The following is a 22,939-nucleotide window of genomic DNA, read 5'->3' as shown; positions in this document are numbered from 1 at the left end:
GCGGATTCGAATTGGATCTCGTGAGGCTTATGTCATCGGACCAGAGGAAGTCTAATTCGGAACGATGCACCGCCGCGATCCCGATTTTTCACATGTGTCAGCCCATAGTGCGCTTCGACGATGGTGCGCGCGATGGACAGCCCCATGCCCATGCCTTCCGCCTTGGTGGTGAAGAAGGGTTCGAAGACCTGTTTCAATTGGTCTTCGGGAATGCCCGGTCCGCGATCAGACACGCTCAACTCGGCAAACTGTTCGACGCGCGAAGTCCGGATGCTGATGATGCGACTTCCGACGGGCGTCTCCTTCATCGCGTCCATCCCGTTCACGACAAGATTCACTATAACTTGTTGAAGTTGAATGCGGTCGCCGAGGATCGGAAGCGCATCCGCTGTGATCACGCTGCGGACTTCGACCTTTCGCTCGCGCGCCAGCGGCAAAAGAAAGTCGACGGTGTCCTGCGCAAGCTCGTTGAGATCGAGACTTTTGAGTTCGAATGGTGCCTTCTTCAGGAGGCTGCGCATCCTCTGGATAACGTCGGTGGCGCGCTGGTTATCGTGTGAAATATCGCTGACGATTTCCCCGAGTTCAGCGATGTCGGGGCTCGGCGATTTCAGAATAATTGCTGCGCTCTCGGTGCTCATCAGGATCGCGCTGAGCGGCTGGTTTATTTCGTGCGCGATCAAGGCGGTCAGTTCGCCAACGGTCGAGAAGCGATTGACACGAGCAAGCTCTGCCGTGCGCTGCCGTGACTGAACTTCGGCGAATTTACGCTTGCGGTGTTCACTAGCCAGGACCGCGATCAGTCCGGCTTGCAGCAGGACAAGTGCGGCAACGGCCTCAATTTGCAAGGAATACCGTTTCCAGAGGGTTGGCTCGCGAAACATGACCTCGCTTCCCGGTGGCAAGCGGCTCTCGCTGATATTCCAGCGCTGAAGCTGTCGCCAATCGTATTTCGGTTCTGAGAATCCGACCGGAGGAACTTTGATATCAGCTGCCTTCTCTCCTCCCAATATTCGAATGGCAACAGTAGCAGTCGCTCGGGCACCCTCGGCCGGCGAAGACATCGGGCCGCCAACAATCTCACCGGCAAAGAAAGACTCGTCGAACGAGAAAATAGGAGCGTTGGCGACCTCATAGATGCGCCTCAAGGGCTCCTTGTCTCCATAAACGGCGCCTGTGCCGTCCACCATCATCTGCTGGAAAAAGATTGCGCTGTTAGGCGGCAGACTCGCAACCTCCTTCAGGGTCTCCTCGAACGGCCGCTCGTTATAGAAGCGCAATTCAACCTTGTTATCGAGCAGTGGCTTCAGTTCTCGTTGCACCTCGCCGATCCAAAATCGCTCTGGGGGAGAGTCTCCGATTATCACAGCGATGGTCTTCGTCTCCGGTAACAGCCGCAAAATGTTTTCAAAAAGAAGGACATGATCGACGCGCGTCCCAACCACGGCGTCTTGCGAGGACAACATGGATCGATCGACGCGGCGCATTTCAACTGCCGCGAGCAGCATCGGCGTTGTCGGAACCAGGTTTGCCTTGTGTTGCTGGAGGAAGCGAGCCGCGGGTGCACCAAGAGCGATGACCAAATCGCATCGTCCTTGAGAATAGAGGGCGTTTAGATATTCAACAAATTTGGCCTCGGCGGCGGCGTCGCCATTCCGGGCCGTGACGAGCGAATATTCTTGAATGTCCAGCGGCCACTGCGACCGTCGGTTCAGTTCATTGCGGATATGTCTGCTCCACGTGCCCCACGGCTGAAAATTCGGCCCATACGAGTGGACGACCATGATTTTCTTCGGCTGAGCGGCAGTCCCGCTAATTGAAGCTAAAAGAACGACGAGGGCGGCGATCAACATATTGACCAGCCGCTTCATTCTCAACGTCCCCGATGCGGCCATGCCGGCTCCAAGGCTTGCGATCAGCCCGTCGAGGATTCGCGTCGCCCGATGAGAGCATCCGAGATAACTGGACAGCCACCGATGATAAGCCAGCACATTATGAGATTGCAGCTATTGGTACGCTTTGGCAAGACTTTGGGCTCCTACGCGCCAACGCCGATCACGGGCACGTGCTTACCGGGACCGTCGATTTGCTCGAACTGACCCGGGCACCCACGTTTTATTTGCTAGCTCCACTTGTCCTCCGGGACAATACCATTTGCTTGACTGCGCCTGATATCCACTGAGTGGGGACGCCTTGCGGCTGGCCGCGCATTGAATTTGGAGGATCTCTCGATTGCCAACCGGAAAGCTGATCCACGTCGTCGAGGATAATCCCGGATTTTTGAAAGGGATTAAGCGCTTGCTCAACGCTCACGGCCTTGAGGTCCAGACGTTTTCCTCTGCCGAGGAGTTTCAGGCCGAAGCCGATCCGAACGAAGCGGCGTGCCTAATCCTGGACATCCACCTGACCGGCATGTCGGGTATCGAGCTTTTGAACTGGCTGTCTCGATTGGGGTCCACAGTCCCCGTCATTCTCGTGACCGCTAACGACAGCGAAGTGACCCAGCGCGCAGCAATGGCAGCAGGTTGCAATGCATACCTTCGAAAGCCGTTCCCGTCGAGCGCGTTGATGAAGGCACTTGACGACGCGGGTCGGGCCAAATAGCGGGTCTCCGCACTAACCTGCCGGCTACAGTAATTTACTTGCCCAGGGTGCTGTCAACTTCAAGAATTGGATCAAGTGACAGGTCACCTGTCGCACCCCTGAGGGACAATGAAAGCACCCAAGAGCCGGTCCATGCCGCTGACGGCCGCGATGGTCCGGTTTGTCGATGTTGCCGAGTTAATCAAATCGCGGTCCATAGCGGACGAGGTTTTGCGAGAGCTTTGCGAAGACTATCGGCTGGCACGGGAAACGCTGACGCGAATGAAGAAGGAAAAGCCGCGCCGTGCGGCGGAGGTCGCTGAGTACATCACGTTGGTCGCCGAGCTCGAAAACGAGATAATCCGACATCTTCTCGGGCCGGAAGAGATCGGCAAATGAATCTGAAATAAGGCGGCCACGGCGGAGGCCATGCTCCAATCCGGAGGCACCGCAATCCTGACACAACTCGAAAGGACCAATAACACATTGTACGACCGCTGACTCAGCGGCCCCTTTGCTGCTCCTGTTGCGAGCAGTGCCAACGCCCATGCGGCGAGCGCGATCGTCAAACGCATTGCGACCTCCTGGAGTCCGAATCAAACCTCAAGGCCCAATGCGCCGCGTGACGGCAACCTATGCCGAAACGAAGCGATAAATATAGTATTACTGCCGCATCTTGCGCGGAAATCACTGTTATCGACCATAACACAGGTTAAGGTTTCACGGCAGAGTTGAAATCTCATTGAGTAACTTTCTCAGATCTCAGCGAATCCCGTCAGCACATACTGTCATATGCGGACCGAGCAACGTGGCCTTGGCGGGTGGACGCATTTTCGCAATTTCGTCATCCTGATCGACTGACGCACGGGCTTGTTCACTTCACCTTTCGACTATGCCAGTGCGAGGATCGAGCCGGATCGATTCGGGCGTACCAACCCGGTCGGTCGGCAGCGTCCTGAATGCCCCCTTGGTAGCCTGGGACACCGGAGCACGGCTGAGGATGCCCAGCGCGTATGCCGCGAGCAATGCGTGAGGGAGAGCCGTAGCCAGGAACAGGCTCTCCGGCCGCATCTCGGCCATCAAGGCGGCTCCTAGCACCGGCCCGACAATTGTGCCGAAGCCATAGAACAGCAGCAGACCGCTCGACACCCTGACGAACTCTTCTGGACGGGCTTGGTCGTTGGCATGTGCCACGGCGACCGAATAGAGGGTGTAGGCCAGGGCAACGTATGCTGCGGTGGTAACAATCACGAGTGCTGCCGATCGGGGCTGGAGCGCGAAGATGAGCAGTCCGAAAGCGGCCGCTCCGACAGCCGCTCCTGCCATCACATAGCGGCGGTCGATCATGTCAGACAGCCGCCCCGACGGAAACTGGAGAGCGGCACCGGCAAGCACAACTCCGCTGGCCATAAGTGCGATACCCGCGTTGCCAATCCCGATGCGGGCACCATACACGGCACCGAGCGTCCCGCAGGCTCCGTTGGCAATGCCCGTCATGAAGCAACCAATCAAGGCGAGCGGGGAAGTGGCATAGAGACGTTTCAGATCGAGAGCGACATCCTCAAGTGGCGCTGGTGTCGCTGCCGATGATACTGCCGGTGGGATCAGGGCCAGGCAGAAGAAAATCCCCGAGACCATGAACATGGACGCGTCCGCGATGTCACCGAGGGCGACGAGCATCTGGCCTGCCACGATCGAGACGTAAGACACGATCATGTAAAGGCCGAAGACGGTGCCGCGGTTCTCATTGGTCGCCTTCTCGTTCAACCAGCTCTCGACGACCATATAGGCGCCGGCCATGACGAAGCCTGTGAAGGCGCGAAGAGCGATCCAGACATACTGCTCGACCATCAGACCCGTCAGCAGCGCGATGACTGCACCCGATGCGGCAAAGGTGCCGAACGCACGCACGTGCCCGATCCGACGGACAAGCCGAGGCGCAAAGATGCAGCCGGCAACGAAGCCGCCGGCCCAGGCGGTTCCGAGCAGGCCAAGGGCCGCGGTCGAGAAGCCTTCAGCCTGCCCGCGCAGCGGCAGGAGCAAGCCGTTCAACCCTGCGGCGGCAAGCAGGAAACCGGCGCCGCGAAGAAGCGACAGGATGGGGCGGTAGCCGAGCGGTAAGAGGTAACCCAGCATCTCTCGCGCCATTTACTCGAGTAGACCAGCATCTCGCGCCGACTATGAGCAGCACAAGAATTCATGGGTAACTTGCGGTAGCGCGGTCCAGCTACAGCAAGCGTGAAGCGGGCTGGCCTCGCCTCAGCGACGAATAGCGCGATTCTTTCATCCCGGAGGTGATCTGCGAGGCATTGGCCACCAGTCCCGCTCTCGCCGCGTCCTCGTTGGCAGCGTCGAATGCGACAACCCCGCGCACGGCTATCTCCGCCACGTACACGCTGTTGTTGATCCTTTTGCCAGATCTCCGGGTGGTCGAAATCTGGATGACTTCATCGCCCACTAGCGCGGCGCGGTCGTCGTTGGGCAGCGCAACGAAGCATCCATTTATGCAGAACTCGATGGTTTCTCTGGTGCACACCCTGACTTCGGTTCGAGCTCCGTGCTCGGTCACCGTGAAAATGAACAGTTCCGCATAGAGGTTCCTTACTGTGGCTCCGATCGCCTGACTTGCCATGACCAGCGGCAGAACGCACAAACCGGCAAGGAATACCCGGGAGCAGGCTTTGTGCGCTCATCTCAATCGCCTCCGATCCGCCTCCGACTTGCTGCGCTCAATGCCCGCCCGAAAGCACGAGCGTCTGCACCGGCAGCAGCAGCGCCTGGATCCTGAGTATCAGTGCATGCACCAGGCCGACGGTGTCGATGACGTGCAGGAATGCCCACTTCGACGTGCTGAGCCCCGGATCATCGAGCTGGTCGTGATTGCTAGTATATGCGTTGACGATGCAGGTGCTTCCCGGCGGGATGTCATCAAGGCCTCCCTGATAGAGCGCCTCCATAAAGACCGTGACGGTTCCCGGCGTGGTCACCTGCTGCGGATCGATCAGCCGGTCCGATGCCGCGACCTGGCCGCTTGCGATAAGGTCCTGGACCTCAGTCACGACCAGCGGAATGATCTTCATCGGGTTCGAGATGCAAGCGGCCTCGCCGACCATGCCTGTTTTCATGACCTGGGCCTCAATCTGGACGAAGCCGGCCACCAGCAGCTCGCGACCAGCCTTGGTTGGGATAAGCACGCCGGCGGATCGCAGCATCGGATTGACGATATCTCCCTTGCGGAGCGTAAACTGCTCCAGCGTCCCGTCCACTCCCGCGTAGACAGTGGTTTTGTCTAGATCCACCTGCGCCTGGGCGAGTGCGGCTTCGGCGCTGGCCCTTTGCGCCGGCAGGACCGAGGCAATCTGCGCCTTGGCCGACTGCTTGCTCGCCAGCACGACCGCCACCGAGGCTTGCCGGCCCTCGACGATGTTCTGAAGCTTCTCGATTTCGCGCTGCGCAACTGTGGCGGCGTTCTTCCTTAGAAGCTCGGTCTTAGTCGCGAGTTCGTCCGCCGCCTGCTGGTAAGCGCTCTGCGCTTCCTGGATCTTAGCGTCGGCCCCGGCGAGGTCCGTCTTGGCGAGTTCGAGCGCGGCGTCTACCTCCGCAATACGCCTTTTCGCCGTGTTGAGCGCGGCCTCCTCCTCGGAGCTGTCGAGCTTGAAGATCTTCTGGCCCGCTTTCACCTTGCCCCTGAAGGGTACATAGACCTCTTCGACCCGGCCCGAAATCTCTGGCAGGACGGGCACGGTGCGGAAGAACGTGACGGCGTTGCTCGTCGAGGGATGGAAGTAAAGAATGAGCGTAAGCAGGCAGATTGTTAGCCCCAGGCACGCGGTTATGCCATAGCGAAGCTCGTACCATACCGAATAGAACGTGATCTCACGCCCAATCCGTTTGCCCTGTACAAAACGGCGAACAAGAAAATCCGGCAGGATCGTTACGAGCGAGCAGAGCATCACTTCGATCATGGCTATGCCCCTTCCCTAGTCAAGGCGCGCCGCTTGCCGCCGGGCTTTCGCCGCGGCAGCGGCCGCTTGGTTGTCGGAAACCGGCGGCTCGGGGTGACCTGCTTCGGCCGCTGTCGCACGAGCGAGGGCGCCGTTCTCGACCTGACGCGATGTGATGCCGGCCTCATGCAGTTGCAGCGAGCCAGCCGGCGCGACGGGGGCGTGCGGCCCCGACGCTGCGCCTTCCTCATACGCAGTAACTCGCGTCCCGTCCGCCGCCGCAATACCCAGACGCCGCCCGGCCATTTTCGCCAGCGACTCCGCCATCTCCGCCAGGGGCGTCCAGAAATCGGGAATGGGCACCAGTGCAAGCAGCAGCGCGCCGACCCAGAACGCATTGTTGTGCGTAAACAGTGCTAACAGCGACATGACCGCCACGAGTTGGAACTGGATCTTGCTCGACCCGTGGCCGATGCGCTCGGGTATGGAGTGCAGCCAGAAATACATGACGCCCAGGAACATGACCAGGATGATGAGGAATACGGCCACGCCGTAGACCAGATAATCTGTTTCTCCCGGCGCGGTGATGAACGACGGTATGAAATGCGGTGCCGCGGGGTTGATCGTGTCGGACATCACCGCCACTCCTTCTGGCTGCGCTATTAGGAGCACTGGCGCAGCGACCCGTATCGGCGCACTTTTCGGATACGGTCGAAGTTGATCAGGCCAGACTCGTTGCGTCAACGCGCGTTATGTATCGTCCGCGTAACTACGTCATAGTTTGGCAGCAAATTCAATCTCTTTAGGCGGGCATATCGGCGTCCAATCGGGGGCTACACTAGGAATTGGGCGAAGGCGCGCGCGTCAGCGGCGGCGGTGCTGTTGTTCTTCCCGGCGGGCGAGCCTACCAGTTCGACTGGAGCCACGAGATCGTCCTGCTTAATGGCGTGACGGCGACCTGAAGGTCGTCCCATTTCCGGCTCTGCCACGGCCGCATGTTGTTCGTCAGGGCCTGTCCATGCGACACGCCAGCTAATGGGTACCGTGCGCACGATCGGGCCTTCGCAGAATTGTTCTCGTAATCCGACATCGCGCCGGCCGGACGGCATTGATGTTCGTCTTGTGCCTGATCCAACTGGGCCCCGGCCTAGTCCTCGTTCCAGCCGTGATCTGGATGTACTATTCTAACGATATGCTGTGGGGAACGGTGCTGCTGGTGTTCGCCATAGTCGCGATGACGGTGGACCAATTCATTCGTCCCGTGCTGATAAGGCGAGGCGCCGATCTGCCCATGCTCCTCATACTCAGAGGCGTCGTCGGCGGTTTGATCGCATTCGGGGTGTTGGGCATCTTCATCGGCCCGACAGTGCTCGCTGTCACCTATACGCTTCTGAACGCCTGGATGGCTGAGGGTGTAGGGAGCGGGGTCATAACGAGCCAGGTCGAGAAGTCTCTTGCGGCCAGGCGGAGGCAACCCAGAAAACCGGCGGCAGTATCCTAGGGAACTGCCCACTCCGCTTGGCCCTTGGGCCGGACGCAAAGTACGTGGTAGGTGCCGTGGATTGCCTCGGCACCCGCGGTGATATAACCCCGGATCCCAATCCTATGCCGCGAGGCCGCGCACATAACCGATTTGCGGCCTGGGTCCTCACCGAGGTTCTCCCTTGACATCAGCATGCTTCTGCCCGGCGGATAAGGCGGACGGCGTTCGCTGCTCGCGATGTACCGGTGCCTTGATGACGGCGCCGCGCGAGCGCGAGGTGATGCAGCGATTGGCCTGGATACTGGCGCGATGATCGTGTCCAAAGCGAAAGCGATTGCCGGGAACGATCCGGCCCGAGCGCGATGCGCCGTCTGGTGAGCGCGGATGGTCTGCGCAACGCGCAACGTGGGATCAGAACAAGAGCTGCTCAAAATCGTACGCTAAGGTCGAACGGATATGAACAGATCATGCCGCCCGTCGGATTGGTGGTGGCAAGCGAAGCGATCTAAAGCCTTCGGGCATCTGGTGCTCAGAATCCCAGGTGTAGCTGCCGATTAGGTTAATGTGTTTCCCAACTGAGCGGCGAGACGTGTTTGAGCAGGTCATTCGGGATAGTCCGACCCGCCATGCGCAGGTGCGTGGCTGCGCGGTCAAGATAGACGGTGTTCCAGTGGACGATGGCGCTGACGACGAGATTAAGACCGGAAGCGCGGAACGCCTGGCTCTCGAATGACCGGTCACGGATTTATCCGCGCTCGTGGAAGAACACCGCGCGCTTGAGCTTATGCGCTGCCTCACCCTTGTTGAGGCCGGGTTGGCACCGCCGGCGCAAGGCCGGGCTCGAATACAATTCGATCATGAACAGTGATCGCTCGATCCGGCCGAGTTCCCGCAGCGCCTTGGCCAACTGGCTTTCCTTCGGAGACGCCGAGAGCTGCTTCAGGATTGTCGAGGGGACGACGGCACGCGTCGTGATCGACGCCGTCAGATGTAGCAGGTCATCCCAAAGGTCAAGGATCAACGCGGTGTTGATTGGTGCGCCGATGTGGTTCGTCAGCGCCGGGTAGGCGTCGCCTTTCTCGAATGTGTGGAACTTTCGATCTTTGAAGTTGCGTAGCCGGGGCGCGAAGCGTTTGCCGATAAAGGCGAACAGCCCGAAGACGTGATCGCTCGCGCCGCCAGTGTCAGTAAAATGCTCCTGCATATCCAGGATCGTATCCTGGTCGAACAGGCCATCGAGCACGTAGGCCGCTTCGCTCTCAGTGGGGCTGATGGGCAAGATACTGAAATAGCCGTACTGGTCCGACAGGTGTCCGAAAGGTGACTGTAGAATTTCGATCCCGGTTCGCTGCCATAGTGTGACGTTACCGCGTTTTGCCGCTCGGTCGCTCGCACGGATGGTGGGGACGATAGCAGTAGAACGCGATCGGTTGTCGGTTGCGGAGGCGGCATCGACTGCAGCCATTGCTATGTCTTCCGGCATTTGAAGGAGCGTCATCGTTTTTCATAGCCATAGCTCCTCCCCCCGTCAGCGACTATTTCTTGCACCCTTTGGTAGGATCGCACTTCTTGCCACCTGCGTCTGTTTTCTTGCTGGCTTGCCGGCCAGTCAGGCCCTCGACCTCGTTGCCGTAGTTTTCTCTGGTGTTCTGATCGACCATCGCAACAGGCGCCGCAACCACCAATCCTGCAGCATTGCCCGCCGCCGCCGCCGCACCGGTCGTCGCTTGCACGATGCTGTCGCCGAGACCGACCCTGCTGTCGGTCAGGGTCTGGCCGTCGGCCATCCGCGCCCCGATCAACTGCACGATCTGCGGCGAGGCGGCAAACTTGCCGTGATTCAGGCTGTCGCCGGATTTGACCTTCGTCAGATCGATGACAGTTACATTCTCGCTTGCGAGCTCTGCCTTATAGGGGGCCTCTTCCGGATTGATCGATCCGAGCCGGGGGATATTGCCCCAAATCCGCCGCGAGAATGCCAGGGCGCGATCGTCCTGAGAGACAAAGAGTGTAAATTGCGGGTGCTGTTTGCCCATGTCGGCGATCTGGGTGCGAAAAACGTCGACATCGACGTCGGGCGCAGCAAGCATGACGTTTTTGAACTTCGCTGGCAGGCCGCCGTTGCGGATGGCCATCTGACGCAGGGATTCCAGCGCAAGCCAGTTGCCCATCGAATGAGCCAGGATCGAAACCTCCTTTACCTCGGGATCGCGAGCCAGGTACTGGAACAGCAATTCGACCGCATCTCGCGTGTAGTTGGTGCTTTCGCGATCAAAGCCATAGGCCAATGTACTGCCCCGCGACGGCCAGGTGACCAGGATCGGGGCGCTGCTTGTGCCCGTGTCCTTGGCAATCTGGGCAAAGCGATAGACTGCGTCTTCGAACCGATTGTTGAACCCGTGGATGAAAACCAGGACACTATGGTCCGGGCTCTTCCTGACAGAGGCGTGCAGCCAACCCTTGGCCGACTGCACCGACAATTCTTCGGCTTTCAGAACCGCGAAATCGGTTGCCGGATTCGATGGCAGCTTCTTGGGCCAGGCGACCTCGCCGACCTTGCGGACCGACGCCGGCGGGATCGACACCGTCATGTCGGTAAACGAGGGAGCCATTCCGCGCTCGCCCGTATACATCTGCGCTGGGTTGGAAGATCGGCGGCGGGTGGTCGCTACCAGCATGTTTATCTTGCTCGATGACGGCGAGGTGTCGGCGACAGGCAACAACACATTCGTGGGACGCGATGCGCATCCACAAAACAGGCCGACCAAAGCGAATGCCAGCAGTGCATTGACGACACGGCCGACCTCGTACGTGCTTAACGAACTGGCTTCCAAGACCACCCCTCAAATATGTGACCCCAATCCGATCTGGCGCACCATTCACGGGCGGCGTCAGTAGGTATGAACAACGACGTGGGAGTCTCGCAACGTAAGTTTCACTTCCGCAGATGCTGCCCAAATCGACTGTCCATTTTCTCCCCCTCGCGTCCGGGACTGAAATGAACCGCGGCGGCATAGAGAAAACCCGATCTGCCGCGGCAAGCACCAGCCTGTGAATCAATCGTCATCGTGACGGCAAACGGCGAAATTGGCGCACCGCCGCCAAGAACCGCTTTTTGTCTGCCAACCGGCGTTCCGTACCGTTCATTGGTTCGTATTGTCTCCCCGATACTCCGGACCGAGCCGGTAGCGAAACGTAAGTTACGTGGAGGGCGAGGTAATTTTCTGATTGTAAGCCGTTCGAAGAAACGGTCCTCGGGAGAGAAGACCAGTCTAGGGCGCCCTGCCCTCGACAACGATCGTTAGTAGCAATTACCGGAATCGGCTTCCCGGGGCGAGCATGGGCGATAGGACCTGTTTGAGTGATACCCATTGCCATAATACCGGTCGCCATAATACCGGTCGCCATAATACCGGTTGCGGTAATACCGGTCGCCATAATACCGGTCGCCATAATAGGATCCGCCATAATAGGCTCCGCCATAATAAGGTCTGCCGTAATAGGGTCCGCCGTAATACGGATCGCCGTAGAAGCCGTTTCGGTAATACCCGCCGTAGTAGCCGTTGTTGTTGGCGATCATGCTGCCGAGCAGCGCTCCAGCGACAAATGCGCCGGCGGGGAACCAAAAGTCGTTGTGCCTATGGTATCCCGGACGATAGTGGCGGTAGCCGCGATAACCCCCGTACCAGCCATCTCGAACTTGGATTACAACGGACTGCGCGCTTTGTGCCTTGGGCACGAAGATCGGTGCGGCATCAACTGGAACAGTGCTCGTTAGTGCAAAAGTTGCGACCAGGGAGGTCGCTACGCCTGACAGGAGCCTCATGATCGCGTCCTCGCTGGTGGCTGTCGCCAACCGCATCCGATCTATCCGCTGTAATCTGGCAGGGGCGCACCCCTCCCAGTCCCTCCTTGACACGCGAGCCCCCGAAAAGGGAGGTAACTAACTGTAATCTCGCGTAAGGTGGCAAGTAGGAACGACAAATTCTCGGTCGGCTGGACCGACTTGCTTCGCGAATCTCTAGAGCTTCGGGGCATTGAAACTCGGCAGCAACTCGGGGAAGCATTACTCTGAGTAGTTGTATCTCGATATAGTTGTATCTCGATGAAGCTATTGAGCGGGCAAAAAACGGATTTCAGCCGGGCCGGTGGTGGACGCGGCCCAACTGTCCGAGACCTGGACCACGATCGTATTGTCCTCCACATTGGCCGCCTTGATCGTGTCGAGAACTTTGCAGTGATCCAGCTTCATGATCGCATCGCCGTAGAAGCGATGCGCGACTTCCCCCAAAGTCAGCATCCGCCAGTGTAGGGTAATGGATGTTGGTGAGGCCGACATAGAGAAAGGAAGATGGTTGCTTCGCTTTCGCCTCGCGGCCGATGTAATCCACCGCCGCATCGGTGATATCACACTCGATCTGGCGGCGGTACTCCACCGTATAGGGGCCGCACCTTCTCCGCAACGCCGTTCGCGTCGGCGTCCCAGGACTCTGCCGCGGCGATTGGCGGCGCGCGTGAATATCCGCAGAAAATTGTGCTAGAAAAAACGCATGTGGCTGGAACAAAATCAGCCAGCTTTGGTGAAGGACGTTCGCCTGCAAGATGTCAAATTCTTTCTCGGGTCGCTCAGAAAAGCTGGACTGGAAATCGCCGATTGATTTAACACGGGTAGCATACAGTTAGTTACCTTCCCTAAAGAGCGGAAAGGCAGCAGTTTGAACAGGCGCCGAAATTCCTATCACACGAGGGGAATATTTATGCGAATATTTATGCGAAACTTCATGACACTCATCGCGGCAACGTCAGTAACGCTTTCGTCGGCGTTGGCAGCCTACGCACAAAGCCAAAACCCCCTTCCCAAGGCCAGCGATGTGCTTGTCCGATATGGGGACGACATCGAGGGCTGGACAGTCTATGCAAATAAAACCCGCGGAGATTGCTTGATCGTACGCCAAGATGGCCCAAGTGCTGTGCAAATGGGCGTTACCGCGAATCAGGAGGTCGGGTATCTTGGCGTGTTCACGAAGATAGATATCGGCCTTCAGAACGGCAACCAGTCGCAAATCTTCGTCTCTATGGCCGGCCACCTTTATAGTGGTGTGGCCACTAGCACGAGCGGCGAACTCAAGGGCGGATATTCCGGCGGCTACATCTTGACAGACGACCCGAAATTCAAGCGCGACGTGGCGAAGAAATATAAAATGATCGTGTTCCCGGAAACCAAGGGGACTTTTGTCGTCGATCTGAAGGGCACTTACAAGGCAATGGCAATGGGCCGCAAGTGCCTCCAGCACTGACCGCCCGCCCGGCAGCTTTCCACCCACAGGCTGAAATTCAAGCTGAGATGCTACTGGTCACGGCAGCCCTCGAAGCTGGCGTTCTTGACACGTTGATGCGCCTCGACGACCTGACCCAGCTTGACCAGCTCGGCAACGCGCGGTTGGACCATCCCCGCCACACTGGCCGCGAGCGGCGCGACCGTGATTGGCGGGATTGCCATGAGCATCGTCGTTTCAAGTTCTCGTTCTTGGTCAAGACAATCCACGGCAGTGTCACGACAATCCACGGCAGTCGATTGCCTCTCACATCGCGGCCCATGGGTCACGCCAATCGCAGCCTTTATTTCGTGTGGCAGATAAGATCGTTTTCGAGCTGGCTGCGATGCGCGTTGGTGGCGAGGCTATGGCCGTTACCGTAATTTACCTTCCGCGACGGGATGGGATTTCGCATTGTGGATCCTTGCAGCGCTCTGCGCCAACAGCAACGCACAGAATCAACGCGAACGGGAGCATCCTCACCACGATGACGCTACTTTTTCCGAGTCGCGGCGACGTGTCTTTTCAGGTTAACTTGTCGCTTCGGACCATCACCTGGGCGGAACGCCAGGCGTGGCATTGGGGAATTCAATGATATTGCGACGGAGCGGATGGTCGGTTGCTAGTGCCATAACCTGCGGGCTTGTGGGGGTCGCATCGACTCGCGCTGTTGCACAGGTGGCTGGCGCCCCAAAAACCTCAATTTCGGACGCGCTGCTCCGGTGGGAAGCTTTGGTGCACGCGCGTTTTGCCGCTCTGTTGCAGGCCATACCGCGGATACCTAAGGAATTTGCACGCGGTTTCGAAGTCGCTGGAACCGAGCTGAATTCCGGACGGCCGGGGATGACGCTTGTGATCATCGCTGCGCTTATCCTGGTCGGTTATCTGGTCGAGTGGGCGGTCAAATGGATGTTAACTGACCGCTCTTCGCTTGGCGTCCGGCAGGGCGACTCCGCACCCCCGCTGCACCGGGCAGCGCTGAGTGAGATACCGCCGCTTTTAGTGTTTGCCGTCGCGAGCGTCGGTCTTTTCGTGATGTTCGACTGGCAACCGTTGCTGAGAAAGACAGTATTGACCTTTCTCGCCGCCTTCATTGTCTTTCGCATAGTGCGCACGGCAGCGCGCTTGGTCCTGACACGCGAGGAGGAATCACCCTCCAGCGATGTCTCTTCAGACGTCATGCAAGATCGAGTTGGAGAAGCGTCGTATTGGCTAAGCCGCATTAGCCTGTTTGCCGGCATTTTCATGTTCGGCTGGGCGTTCGTCAGCTTGATGTCGCATCTGCAGTTCTCGGACGACGTCCGACGGCTTGTCGCCTATGCCTTCGGTCTCGGGCTATTGGCCGTGGCCGTGGAATTCGTCTGGCGACGTCCGCGCATCACGCCTGTCTCTCGACATCAAGCTTCCCTTCTCACGCTCTTTCTGGCCGGCCTTTGGTTGCTCTGGGTGTTCGGCATGTTTGGCCTGCTGTGGCTCGGCATCTATGCCTTGCTGTTGCCCAAACTTGTCGCCGGCGTTGGACGCCTTAGCCAGAGCTATGCAGGCTCATTCACCGGAACCAGCTGGCGCGCTACACTTGCCAAGGTCCTGATCGGCCGCGGCGCACGAGCCATCGTAATCGTCGCTGCAGTCGCCTGGCTGCTTTTTGTGGCACGCCTCAATGTCAGCGCAATTTCGGACGACTCAGTATCTGGCCACATAATTTACGGCGTTTTCAATGCGGTAGTGGTCCTGCTGATTGCCGACCTAGTGTGGACGTTAGCCAAGGCTTACATCGACCACCGCGTATTTGTGGCGGAGCAGGTCGGTGCCGAAGACGCTGACGAACGTGCGCGCGCCGGTCGCCTGAGAACCCTTTTACCAATCCTCCGCAACAGTCTCGGCGTGCTGATTCTGACGGTTGCAGCACTGACCGTCCTATCCGGACTTGGCGTCCAGATCGCCCCGCTGATCGCCGGAGCCGGTATTTTCGGCGTTGCTATCGGCTTCGGTTCTCAGACCCTGGTGAAGGATATCTTGAGCGGCGTCTTCTATATGCTGGACGACGCATTCCGCGTTGGCGAATACATCCAGAGTGGGAGCTACAGAGGAACTGTGGAGTCGTTCAGCCTGCGGTCCGTCCGACTACGGCATCACCGCGGGCCTATTTTCACGGTGCCGTTCGGAGAACTCGGCGCTGTGCAGAACATGAGCCGCGACTGGGTCATGGAAAAATGGACCATCAGCATCACCTACGATTCCGACGTCGAAAGGGCGCGCAAGCTGATCAAGAAAGTTGGTCAGGAACTTGCTGAAGACCCGGAGTTCGCGGCAAGCACCTTGGAGCCTCTAAAGATGCAAGGTGTCGACAGTTTTGGCGAATTCGCGATTGTCCTGAAGCTCAAACTCATGACGAAGCCGGGAGAGCAGTTCGGAATCAAGCGGAAGGCCTTCATGATGATCAAAAAAGCGTTCGAGGAAAATGGCATACGCATCGCGGTGCCCACGGTTGAGATTTCCGGTTCGACGGACAGCGAGGCGGCCGTGGCCAAGGAATTCTTGCGCAAGCAGAAGGCCGCGCAAATCGCCAACGCATCAGTATAGTCAGCAATACGCCATCACGCAGGAGCAGCGACGATGGAACATGCCCGGTTTTTCCGGGGACCTTTGTCGTCGATCTGAGGGCACTTACATGGCAATGGCAATGGGCCGCAGGTGCCTCACGTATTGACCGCCCGCTGGCCAGCCTTCCACCCACAGCTGAAAAATCATGACTGAGATACTGCTGGTCACAGCGTACGCATCCGGTGAAGACCGCAGACGTGCGTATCTGGTGGCCATGAGGACCTGAGCACCGGAGTGCTGGGTCAAGCTTTCGATCGGGAGACGCGATGATATTCTTCGAGGAGGAGTTTGACCTCCTCGATGCCTTCATCGGTGAAGACCAAGATCCCGTCGTCATCATTGGCGCCGTACATCCAGATGACGCCGCCCTCGGGCTCCAGACCGAGGGTCAGTTCGCGGAACCATAAAGACTACATCGTCCGTCATCAGGCTGAGCACAGTTGCGTGGGTCGCCACGCCGGCTCGCGGCCATCCAGGTCTCGACCAGCCACCGGATTGCTCTCTCATCTTCCGTCATTACTTTCTCCATGGTCTGTGCATGACCTAGGAAAATCGGCATCGATTTTCGAAAAGGATCATGCCTCCGATTGCCTGGCTCGGATCGGTCTGCCCATATCGGTCAGGGGATAATTCCCCGAGGGCCCCGGCGTAGCTGGAACTGGCGGGTACCGCAGCATTTTTTGAACTTCATACCTGAACCGCAAGGACATTGATCATTGCCGCCGCGTTGCAGCCGGCCGACCAGGGGCAGCAGCGCTGCCGAAGGCAGGAGCGCTGCCGCAAGGGCAGCCAACTTGGCCGAGATTCCCGGTACGACGAGGCGACGACCGGATTTGAACCCTCGCCACGCCCGTTCGGCCACATACTCCGGATCCACCTTGGGCAAGATGTTGAAGAGCACCGTCTGATTGGCGCCTGACCTTGCGAGAAACTCCGTCGACACCGGGCCTGGTGCAACGCATGTGACCGTCACACCAGTTCGGCGCAATTCCTGGTGAAGCGCCTCTGAGAAGAAGCGCACGAAAGCTTTGCTAGCGAAGTACAGAGCCATATACGGCCCGGGAACGAACCCGGCCACGGAACTGAGATTGAGCACCCCGCCCCGTCGGCGCGCCACCATTCCCGGCAGAAAATGGAGGGTCAGTTCTGTGAGGGAATGTACGTTGAGATCGATGATGCCGAGTTGACCATCAATAGGCAGCGCCGTCGTCGCGCCCCGCAGGCCATAGCCGGCGCTGTTGACCAGGACATCACAGACCAGGCCATGTGCGGACAGGAAGCTCTCCAGGCGCATTGGCGCATCGCCTGCCACGAGATCCAACTCGAGCGTGAATGCCTCGCCACCCCTCTCCCGAACCTCAGACGCCGCGACGGCCAAACCCTCGGGCGAGCGGGCAACCAGCACAACCGCACCGCGCTCCCGTGCAGCGACGCTCGCAACTGCCCGGCCAATTCCACCCGAGCCGCCAATCACGACAACGGCTGGCCGGAATTCACCGTGCGAAATCACGTCGCGTTCCTCTGTCTTGCAGGAGCGTCAACACTTTGGCCGAGCAGCATCACTTCATTGGCGACAGTGCCGTTCAGGATCTTTTCGAATCTCTCCAGTGCTCGTGCGACGTTCGCTCCATCCATGACCCGGTGATCGTAGTGGATGCGGACATTTACCGATCCGTCTTTGCCGATCGGACCGTAGTTGAGAAGAGTGGTCAGTGGTGTCAGCGGGTTGAGTGATTCCGCACCGAGACCAGAATAGACGGACAGTTGGAAGGTACCGAAGTAATTTGACCTTTGCCGGGCGATGTTCAACCCTAGCCACATAAGCAGCCACCTGACTGGCGCGGGCGCACTTGCCATCCGCAAGGCACGCCGGAACTCCGGGACCTCCAGGATCGGCCGTGATCGAGCCGCGTGGATGGATCCCTCAAGTTCCGTGATGGAGTAGCGCTCCGGGCGCTTGATGCAGCTCAGCAGAACGGCCGGCTCGCCATCATATTCGCGCTCGTGGGCAATCGAGGCTACGCTTGCCGGATACTCGTAAAGCTGCGGCCAGGGCAACTTGACATAGGCGCGCCGCAGCTCCGGCATCTCTAGGGCAAGAAGCGCATATCCTTTCAGGAAGATCGCGGTCCACGAGGGCCTGGTCTGCTGCGCCATTCTAGCCCTTACGAGTGGGCCGAGGTTCATCTGACGCTGCACCGCGATCCGTGGCACGCCGATCGAAAACCTCATTAGATCGCCAACAAGGCGCCGGGGCGCGGAAAGCTTGAGGGCTCGGCCTCGCATCAAACGTACCTCTAATAAAGATAAGGGACTATTCGCTTGGTCTTTTCCATATAGGCACGGTATTGCGGGCCGAAATTCTCCAGCATCATACGCTCTTCCTCGTCCACTCTCAGCAGGAAAAGGACTGCGAACCCAATCAAACCCGATATGCCCGCAATCCAGTTCGGCAGCAGAAAGACCTGGCCGAGGGCCATGAGCAGGAACGAGGTATACATCGGGTGGCGGACCAAGGCGTATGGTCCGGCGCAGATGAGTTCATGCCGTTCGCGGATCTCCAGCGTAATCGACCAGTTCCGGCCAAGTTCCTTGTGGGACCTGCGAAAAACCCATAGCGCGGAGCAGAAGATGATTGTGCCGAGAGCCACGGCCCACGCGCTGGCCGGGTGGTCAGCCGCTGCGGGCATGCCGGTGACAACATAGAAGGCAGGCAGGATTGCGAGGCCAAACAGAGCAGATGCAAGCCCGACGATGTCGGAACGTGAGCGGTAGCCAGTTACAATTCGCACGCGCCTTGCCCGGCGCTCGAAGGGATACCGGATCACGTACCAAGCAACGATGCCGATCACCCAAATGACCTCGCCAAGTGAGGCTGCCGCAATGCTCACTTCAGGTCACCAGCGCCCTTTCTGCGATCGCGACTGTAGCAGCTGCCCCTGAGTATGGCCACTTCACCCATCGCCTCGATTTCGTCACCGGCCGACCTTCAGGCGCAGCGATCCTCTCCGAGTTAGTCCGCAGACGCGAAAGCCGGAGGGGCAGTACCGATCGCATTCGGTCCCATTCATCCCTCGAATCTTGGTTATGTATTCATCTCCCGAAGCTCGGTTATGAATTGTTGCGGCCGGAGCTGAATGGCGGGAGTCTTATATCCCATGGAATGAGCGATGTCCGCCACGAAGCCGTTGCAGTTCAAGACCGTCGCCTGCCAGACACGCGAGCTCGCCTGCAGCTTGCGGATGTAGGCAACGACTTTGTCGTATTCGGCCCGGGTCAATATGATTTGCCAGCTTGCGGATCTGTATGGTTCTTCCAGATCACCGTCGCTCCACCCGGTTTCGGCTGGCACCGGCACGACATGGCCCAGAACATAGGGAACCGCACTGTTCGAAGCCGGGTGAAGGCCCGCGACTTGGGGATCGATCATTCTCCCGGCCCGGTCCAGGCGCCCAAAAACTGCGTAGGTGTGGCCGTAGCTTAGGGCGTAGCGGGAGCGGAACTCGATGAAGTATCGCTCGTCCTTTTTTTGAGGCGCAGCTCCGCCATCGGTAGAAGATACGAAATTCGGCTGGGGCGGCAGGTCTTTCGTCTGACATGCCGCTGCCGGGAGGGCCACCAACGCCACAAGCAAGAGACGGCTATTTACAAGCGTCATCGCCGCGTCCATTCCCGAACTTCACAAAGCACAGACATAATGACAGCCTATGCACGCCAACCGCGCCGTAGGCTATGAAGCCGGCCAAAGCCCCGGCTGCGTATGTATGGGGAAGGGCTTGGCACCCCTTCCCCATACAAGCCGGTCCTTACTTAATCACTGGTTCCTCTACTGGAGCGGGCGCCGGAGCCTTACCCTTTCCTTTGCCGATCCAGTCGTTCGCGCAGCCGCTCAGGCTGGCAACGGCGAGCACAGCAACCATTGCAATCAGTATCCTGTTCATCAAGCAATCCTTTCCCCGGGGGCGGAATAGCCTATAGAATCGCCACAAAAACGATATGCAGCCTCACCAAGTTAGCTGCGATCTACACCAACGCCTAGTGCAGAAATGACACAGTTGCCACCCGGTTGTCGGCGGCACCTTTGCGGACGTGCTGGCAGGGTTCACCATCCAACGGAGATCAGGCCTGCCCACCATCAAACAACCACCACCGTCGTGCCCAAAGGAGTACGGTCGTAGAGGTCAATGACGTCGTCATTTATCATACGGATGCACCCGTTCGATACCGCTGTGCCTATCGTCCATGGCTCGTTCGTACCATGTATCCGGAAGTGGGTGTCGCGCCCGTCGCTATAGAGATAAAGGGCACGCGCACCAAGCGGGTTGTTTGGTCCGCCAGGGACCCCCCCTGCATACTGCACCAGGCGCGGCTTGCGCTGCATCATGCTGGCGGTGGGTGTCCACGACGGCCAGTCCGCCTTGCGGCCGACGGTCGCTGTACCCTTGAACGAAAGTCCCTGCTCGCCCACGCCGACGCCGTAGCGCGTCGCCCACCCGTCCGTCTCGACGGCATAGAGAAAACGTTGCGAAGTATCGACGACGATCGTTCCGGCCGGCTCGTTTCCGTCGTACCGCACATGCTGCCGTCGGTAACGAGGATTCAGGCCCTGCCTTGGTCCGAACGCGGACGAAATCGACGTACATCCGGAGACCATCAGAGCCAGGCTACCCAGCACGAGCCCCCGGCGCGCAATGTGGTGTTCTTCCATTTTTACCTGCTAGGAAACTGGTCATCTACCGCCGCCCTCGTCTCTAGCATTCCAAGGCCCGCAGGCCAAGTCTCGCTGTGTGGTGGCAAAATGAATTCACAGGATTGATAAGCGAATTGGAGCGAAACTTCTTGCGATGACCGCCTGCCTCTGTTCGGGTATGTCAAAATGGGCATAGGACAGAGCCGATGAAGCCTGACTTCCATGGTAAAGTCGCGATTGTGACCGGCGCAGGCTCCGGAATAGGCGCGGCTGTTTCACGGCAACTCGCGCAAGAAGGAGCCGAGATTGTTGTCGCCGACCTTGATGCCGAGGCCGCGCACGGCCAAGCCGCCGAAATAATCTCGCAAGGAGGCAGGGCCTACGACTTTGCGGTCGATGTCACGGATGCGGCAGCCGTGGAAAAGCTGATCGAGTTCACTGTCCAGAAATGCGGCGGACTGGACATGGCGGTAAACAATGCAGGTATCGACGGCATTCGAAAAGCAACGGCAGACTATCCGCTCGACAACTGGCACAAGCTGATAAACGTCAATCTAAATGGTGTTTTCTACAGCATGAAGTACGAAATCGCCGCGATGCTGGATCGAGGCGGAGGTGCTATCGTGAACATGTCCTCCGTTCTCGGTTCCGTCGGCTTGCCAACTGCGTCCGCTTACACGGCAGCGAAACACGGGGTCGTTGGATTAACCAAGGTTGCGGCGATTGAATATGCGAGGATGGGCATCCGGATCAATGTCGTCGGCCCCGGCTGGATCGAAACGCCTCTTTTATCGGAGCAAATGGAGGCATTAGCCAGCCGGCGCATGGCAGGTCTTCAGCCGATGGGCAGGCGCGGGAAACCGGAAGAGGTAGCGGCTCTTGTATGCTTCCTCTTGTCCGACCAGGCCAGCTTTATCACTGGGAGCTACCATCTGGTGGACGGAGCTTACACCGCCCATTAGCTGCAGTGGCTGGCCGCAGTTCGTCCCACTTGAATAGCGGGCGGGCCGCGCCGAGACGGCGGTCATGCTATTGCTGCCCGTCGACTGTGAGAGACGCCCATCTGCACGGAGTAGGCGGACTTTGGGGAGCCGACCTAAACTAAGCGCGGTTCCGGCGAGGGCCGGTCGTCATCAACGTATCCGAGGCGCATTTCAGTTGCCCTCACGGCGCGGCTCCGCGGAGAAGGTTGGATCCCGGATCCCCCTCTACCCAGTTTTCTGAAACTGAACAGGCGGCGGCAACACCTCCGCTACGCAGCCAGCCTGACTTGCTCGAGTTCATCAAACAGATGCCGGATTTCTGGGCTTGGCGCGAGACAGCAAGTTCGAAAAGCCTCCAAGAACCGCAGGCCAATAGCGACGTCAAATTCATAGTCCCCATATAACGAGACATTGTTGTTCACGAGGCTGAGCTGGACCGACGTGGCATCTGGCTTGGCTATGACGCTCTACTCGCAAAGCTTGGACTCGAGGACGCGGCGCCTCGGGAGAGGTAAGGCCCGCTAGCGACGATGATCTTCCGAGGTTCGTCGAACGCGGCAACTGCTGTCCGATGGTCTTCCGGGGATCGTCAAACGCAGCGCTGAGAATCAACCCTTGCCGTTGAGGCGTGGGACGTTCAAGGCCAGGGTCCGTAAGCATGCACCCGCACTCCAAACATTGCCATTGCACGAAGACGCGTGCCGAATAAATTTCACCAATGTTCCGGACTGAGCGGCTAAGCAACCGTGAGCAAGCGTACGTTTCTTACATTCAATTGAAGCCAATCAGGAATAGACTATTATCCACCGGGGCGTTTTTTTGGGGTGGGTTGGATGAGCAATGTGCTAAAGGTGACTCCTGTTCTAGAACAAGCAATCGCGGCACTTCTAAACAGGGCCGAGTATGGCGGCACAGTTTCGATCAAAGCGGCACTGAAGCAAATTAGGGAGGTTGCGCCTTATTTGGTCGCATCCGACGAAGAGCTAACTGAGGCGATCATCGAAGTATCTGCTGCCATGGGCCTGGCTTAATGAGTGGCATAGCCTATCCTGGCGATTTGGCTTTGTTGAAACAAGTCTTTGATCGTGTCTGTGCCGAGGCAGATATCTCGGTTAGTAGCGAGCAGGCGGAGCGCCTGAGCATGACCGCAATGGCACTCTTCTCAGACGGCGAGTTCGACGAGGCTGTTCTTTATGAACGCCTTCGGCTTGTTGCCCGCTCTCTGCCGAGAAAGGACCAAGCCTGACTCCCATCATCGGGAAGCCCTAGCGAGCGTTGTCGCTCCATATGAACCTTGTCGATCGACGACGTAGGCCGATCAGGGCAAGCGATCCCTG

At 58.6% G+C, this 22,939-nt stretch carries 24 protein-coding genes and 1 pseudogene; 10 read left to right on the top strand and 15 right to left on the bottom strand.

Annotated features, from left to right (window positions below; all coding sequences use genetic code 11):
- Nucleotides 1–32: 32 nt before the first annotated feature.
- Complete coding sequence (locus AC0L2P_RS17880) at nt 33–1,871, bottom strand: sensor histidine kinase (protein ID WP_473502633.1); 1,839 nt, start codon at nt 1,869–1,871, stop codon at nt 33–35.
- Nucleotides 1,872–2,232: 361 nt separating this feature from the next.
- Between AC0L2P_RS17880 and AC0L2P_RS17875 the strand changes: the two genes are divergently transcribed.
- Nucleotides 2,233–2,604: a response regulator transcription factor gene (locus tag AC0L2P_RS17875; RefSeq protein ID WP_473502632.1), complete on the top strand. Its 372-nt coding sequence runs from the start codon at nt 2,233–2,235 to the stop codon at nt 2,602–2,604.
- 132 nt (nt 2,605–2,736) lie between these two features.
- Nucleotides 2,737–2,982: a hypothetical protein gene (locus AC0L2P_RS17870; RefSeq protein ID WP_473502631.1), complete on the top strand. Its 246-nt coding sequence runs from the start codon at nt 2,737–2,739 to the stop codon at nt 2,980–2,982.
- 480 nt (nt 2,983–3,462) lie between these two features.
- On the opposite strand, the gene AC0L2P_RS17865 is transcribed toward AC0L2P_RS17870, so the two are convergent.
- From AC0L2P_RS17865 to AC0L2P_RS17850, 4 genes are all read right to left on the bottom strand, one after another.
- Nucleotides 3,463–4,719: an MFS transporter gene (locus AC0L2P_RS17865; RefSeq protein ID WP_473502630.1), complete on the bottom strand. Its 1,257-nt coding sequence runs from the start codon at nt 4,717–4,719 to the stop codon at nt 3,463–3,465.
- Nucleotides 4,720–4,810: 91 nt separating this feature from the next.
- Nucleotides 4,811–5,215 carry a hypothetical protein gene (locus AC0L2P_RS17860; protein ID WP_473502629.1) on the bottom strand — a complete coding sequence of 135 codons (405 nt, stop codon included), beginning with the start codon at nt 5,213–5,215 and terminating at the stop codon, nt 4,811–4,813.
- Between the two features lie 97 nt (nt 5,216–5,312).
- Nucleotides 5,313–6,548 carry an HlyD family secretion protein gene (locus tag AC0L2P_RS17855; protein WP_473502628.1) on the bottom strand — a complete coding sequence of 412 codons (1,236 nt, stop codon included), beginning with the start codon at nt 6,546–6,548 and terminating at the stop codon, nt 5,313–5,315.
- A gap of 15 nt (nt 6,549–6,563) precedes the next feature.
- Complete coding sequence (locus tag AC0L2P_RS17850) at nt 6,564–7,163, bottom strand: hypothetical protein (RefSeq protein ID WP_473502627.1); 600 nt, start codon at nt 7,161–7,163, stop codon at nt 6,564–6,566.
- 475 nt (nt 7,164–7,638) lie between these two features.
- Here AC0L2P_RS17850 and AC0L2P_RS17845 point away from each other — a divergent pair, with 475 nt between their 5' ends.
- Nucleotides 7,639–8,028, top strand: coding sequence for an AI-2E family transporter (locus AC0L2P_RS17845; RefSeq protein ID WP_473502626.1), 390 nt, complete (start codon nt 7,639–7,641; stop codon nt 8,026–8,028).
- A gap of 447 nt (nt 8,029–8,475) precedes the next feature.
- Here AC0L2P_RS17845 and AC0L2P_RS17840 read toward each other — a convergent pair.
- A pseudogene (locus AC0L2P_RS17840) lies at nt 8,476–9,406 on the bottom strand (Tn3 family transposase); the annotation flags it as partial.
- 139 nt (nt 9,407–9,545) lie between these two features.
- On the bottom strand, nt 9,546–10,793 hold the full coding sequence (locus tag AC0L2P_RS17835) for an alpha/beta hydrolase (protein ID WP_473502704.1): 1,248 nt from the start codon (nt 10,791–10,793) through the stop codon (nt 9,546–9,548).
- Between the two features lie 556 nt (nt 10,794–11,349).
- Between AC0L2P_RS17835 and AC0L2P_RS17830 the strand changes: the two genes are divergently transcribed.
- Entirely contained in the window at nt 11,350–11,838 is a 489-nt protein-coding gene (locus tag AC0L2P_RS17830; protein ID WP_473502625.1) for a pentapeptide repeat-containing protein, read from the top strand.
- Between the two features lie 283 nt (nt 11,839–12,121).
- Here AC0L2P_RS17830 and AC0L2P_RS17825 read toward each other — a convergent pair whose 3' ends face one another.
- Entirely contained in the window at nt 12,122–12,301 is a 180-nt protein-coding gene (locus AC0L2P_RS17825) for a hypothetical protein (RefSeq protein ID WP_473502624.1), read from the bottom strand.
- Nucleotides 12,302–12,779: 478 nt separating this feature from the next.
- Here AC0L2P_RS17825 and AC0L2P_RS17820 point away from each other — a divergent pair, with 478 nt between their 5' ends.
- Nucleotides 12,780–13,307 carry a hypothetical protein gene (locus AC0L2P_RS17820; protein WP_473502623.1) on the top strand — a complete coding sequence of 176 codons (528 nt, stop codon included), beginning with the start codon at nt 12,780–12,782 and terminating at the stop codon, nt 13,305–13,307.
- Nucleotides 13,308–13,357: 50 nt separating this feature from the next.
- Here the strand turns inward: AC0L2P_RS17820 and AC0L2P_RS17815 are convergent, their stop codons facing one another.
- Nucleotides 13,358–13,510, bottom strand: a complete 153-nt coding sequence (locus AC0L2P_RS17815) for a hypothetical protein (RefSeq protein WP_473502622.1) — start codon at nt 13,508–13,510, stop codon at nt 13,358–13,360.
- Between the two features lie 658 nt (nt 13,511–14,168).
- Between AC0L2P_RS17815 and AC0L2P_RS17810 the strand changes: the two genes are divergently transcribed.
- Both AC0L2P_RS17810 and AC0L2P_RS17805 read left to right on the top strand, forming a co-directional pair.
- The gene (locus AC0L2P_RS17810; RefSeq protein WP_473502703.1) at nt 14,169–15,908 is read left to right on the top strand and encodes a mechanosensitive ion channel family protein; all 1,740 of its coding nucleotides are present in this window, start codon (nt 14,169–14,171) and stop codon (nt 15,906–15,908) included.
- A 287-nt stretch (nt 15,909–16,195) separates the two neighbouring features.
- Complete coding sequence (locus tag AC0L2P_RS17805; protein WP_473502621.1) at nt 16,196–16,336, top strand: hypothetical protein; 141 nt, start codon at nt 16,196–16,198, stop codon at nt 16,334–16,336.
- Between the two features lie 212 nt (nt 16,337–16,548).
- Here AC0L2P_RS17805 and AC0L2P_RS17800 read toward each other — a convergent pair whose 3' ends face one another.
- The 6 genes from AC0L2P_RS17800 to AC0L2P_RS17775 form a co-directional block, all read right to left on the bottom strand.
- Nucleotides 16,549–17,439, bottom strand: coding sequence for an SDR family NAD(P)-dependent oxidoreductase (locus AC0L2P_RS17800; protein WP_473502620.1), 891 nt, complete (start codon nt 17,437–17,439; stop codon nt 16,549–16,551).
- On the bottom strand, nt 17,436–18,215 hold the full coding sequence (locus AC0L2P_RS17795; protein ID WP_473502619.1) for a hypothetical protein: 780 nt from the start codon (nt 18,213–18,215) through the stop codon (nt 17,436–17,438). Before AC0L2P_RS17795 ends, AC0L2P_RS17800 begins: the two co-directional genes overlap by 4 nt.
- A gap of 11 nt (nt 18,216–18,226) precedes the next feature.
- The gene (locus AC0L2P_RS17790) at nt 18,227–18,814 is read right to left on the bottom strand and encodes a protein-S-isoprenylcysteine O-methyltransferase (protein WP_473502702.1); all 588 of its coding nucleotides are present in this window, start codon (nt 18,812–18,814) and stop codon (nt 18,227–18,229) included.
- A gap of 200 nt (nt 18,815–19,014) precedes the next feature.
- The gene (locus tag AC0L2P_RS17785; protein WP_473502701.1) at nt 19,015–19,587 is read right to left on the bottom strand and encodes a hypothetical protein; all 573 of its coding nucleotides are present in this window, start codon (nt 19,585–19,587) and stop codon (nt 19,015–19,017) included.
- Between the two features lie 148 nt (nt 19,588–19,735).
- Complete coding sequence (locus AC0L2P_RS17780; protein ID WP_473502618.1) at nt 19,736–19,870, bottom strand: ABC transporter; 135 nt, start codon at nt 19,868–19,870, stop codon at nt 19,736–19,738.
- 194 nt (nt 19,871–20,064) lie between these two features.
- The gene (locus AC0L2P_RS17775; RefSeq protein ID WP_473502617.1) at nt 20,065–20,637 is read right to left on the bottom strand and encodes a L,D-transpeptidase; all 573 of its coding nucleotides are present in this window, start codon (nt 20,635–20,637) and stop codon (nt 20,065–20,067) included.
- A 188-nt stretch (nt 20,638–20,825) separates the two neighbouring features.
- Here AC0L2P_RS17775 and AC0L2P_RS17770 point away from each other — a divergent pair, with 188 nt between their 5' ends.
- The 3 genes from AC0L2P_RS17770 to AC0L2P_RS17760 all read left to right on the top strand — a co-directional run bounded on the left by AC0L2P_RS17770 (nt 20,826) and on the right by AC0L2P_RS17760 (nt 22,848).
- Nucleotides 20,826–21,581, top strand: a complete 756-nt coding sequence (locus tag AC0L2P_RS17770) for an SDR family NAD(P)-dependent oxidoreductase (RefSeq protein ID WP_473502616.1) — start codon at nt 20,826–20,828, stop codon at nt 21,579–21,581.
- 854 nt (nt 21,582–22,435) lie between these two features.
- Nucleotides 22,436–22,633, top strand: a complete 198-nt coding sequence (locus AC0L2P_RS17765) for a hypothetical protein (RefSeq protein WP_473502615.1) — start codon at nt 22,436–22,438, stop codon at nt 22,631–22,633.
- On the top strand, nt 22,633–22,848 hold the full coding sequence (locus AC0L2P_RS17760) for a hypothetical protein (RefSeq protein ID WP_473502614.1): 216 nt from the start codon (nt 22,633–22,635) through the stop codon (nt 22,846–22,848). The genes AC0L2P_RS17765 and AC0L2P_RS17760 overlap by 1 nt, the downstream gene beginning before the upstream one ends.
- The last annotated feature ends 91 nt before the right edge of the window (nt 22,849–22,939 follow it).

Source organism: Mesorhizobium sp. WSM4836 (genome assembly GCF_055811815.1).
This window is presented reverse-complemented; position numbering and strand designations above follow the sequence as displayed.

Excerpts from the sequence above, each read along its gene's own strand:
- AC0L2P_RS17880 (WP_473502633.1), bottom strand. The coding sequence starts at position 1,871 with ATGAAGCGGCTGGTCAATATGTTGATCGCCGCCCTCGTCGTTCTTTTA.
- AC0L2P_RS17795 (WP_473502619.1), bottom strand. The coding sequence starts at position 18,215 with ATGCGAGGCCGAGCCCTCAAGCTTTCCGCGCCCCGGCGCCTTGTTGGC.
- AC0L2P_RS17860 (WP_473502629.1), bottom strand. The coding sequence starts at position 5,215 with ATGGCAAGTCAGGCGATCGGAGCCACAGTAAGGAACCTCTATGCGGAA.
- AC0L2P_RS17855 (WP_473502628.1), bottom strand. The coding sequence starts at position 6,548 with ATGATCGAAGTGATGCTCTGCTCGCTCGTAACGATCCTGCCGGATTTT.
- AC0L2P_RS17770 (WP_473502616.1), top strand. The coding sequence starts at position 20,826 with ATGAAGCCTGACTTCCATGGTAAAGTCGCGATTGTGACCGGCGCAGGC.
- AC0L2P_RS17765 (WP_473502615.1), top strand. The coding sequence starts at position 22,436 with ATGAGCAATGTGCTAAAGGTGACTCCTGTTCTAGAACAAGCAATCGCG.
- AC0L2P_RS17850 (WP_473502627.1), bottom strand. The coding sequence starts at position 7,163 with ATGTCCGACACGATCAACCCCGCGGCACCGCATTTCATACCGTCGTTC.
- AC0L2P_RS17830 (WP_473502625.1), top strand. The coding sequence starts at position 11,350 with ATGGGCGATAGGACCTGTTTGAGTGATACCCATTGCCATAATACCGGT.
- AC0L2P_RS17810 (WP_473502703.1), top strand. The coding sequence starts at position 14,169 with ATGACGCTTGTGATCATCGCTGCGCTTATCCTGGTCGGTTATCTGGTC.
- AC0L2P_RS17780 (WP_473502618.1), bottom strand. The coding sequence starts at position 19,870 with ATGAACAGGATACTGATTGCAATGGTTGCTGTGCTCGCCGTTGCCAGC.
- AC0L2P_RS17870 (WP_473502631.1), top strand. The coding sequence starts at position 2,737 with ATGCCGCTGACGGCCGCGATGGTCCGGTTTGTCGATGTTGCCGAGTTA.
- AC0L2P_RS17775 (WP_473502617.1), bottom strand. The coding sequence starts at position 20,637 with ATGGAAGAACACCACATTGCGCGCCGGGGGCTCGTGCTGGGTAGCCTG.
- AC0L2P_RS17805 (WP_473502621.1), top strand. The coding sequence starts at position 16,196 with ATGATATTCTTCGAGGAGGAGTTTGACCTCCTCGATGCCTTCATCGGT.
- AC0L2P_RS17785 (WP_473502701.1), bottom strand. The coding sequence starts at position 19,587 with ATGACGCTTGTAAATAGCCGTCTCTTGCTTGTGGCGTTGGTGGCCCTC.
- AC0L2P_RS17815 (WP_473502622.1), bottom strand. The coding sequence starts at position 13,510 with ATGGCAATCCCGCCAATCACGGTCGCGCCGCTCGCGGCCAGTGTGGCG.
- AC0L2P_RS17760 (WP_473502614.1), top strand. The coding sequence starts at position 22,633 with ATGAGTGGCATAGCCTATCCTGGCGATTTGGCTTTGTTGAAACAAGTC.
- AC0L2P_RS17845 (WP_473502626.1), top strand. The coding sequence starts at position 7,639 with ATGTTCGTCTTGTGCCTGATCCAACTGGGCCCCGGCCTAGTCCTCGTT.
- AC0L2P_RS17865 (WP_473502630.1), bottom strand. The coding sequence starts at position 4,719 with ATGCTGGGTTACCTCTTACCGCTCGGCTACCGCCCCATCCTGTCGCTT.
- AC0L2P_RS17820 (WP_473502623.1), top strand. The coding sequence starts at position 12,780 with ATGCGAAACTTCATGACACTCATCGCGGCAACGTCAGTAACGCTTTCG.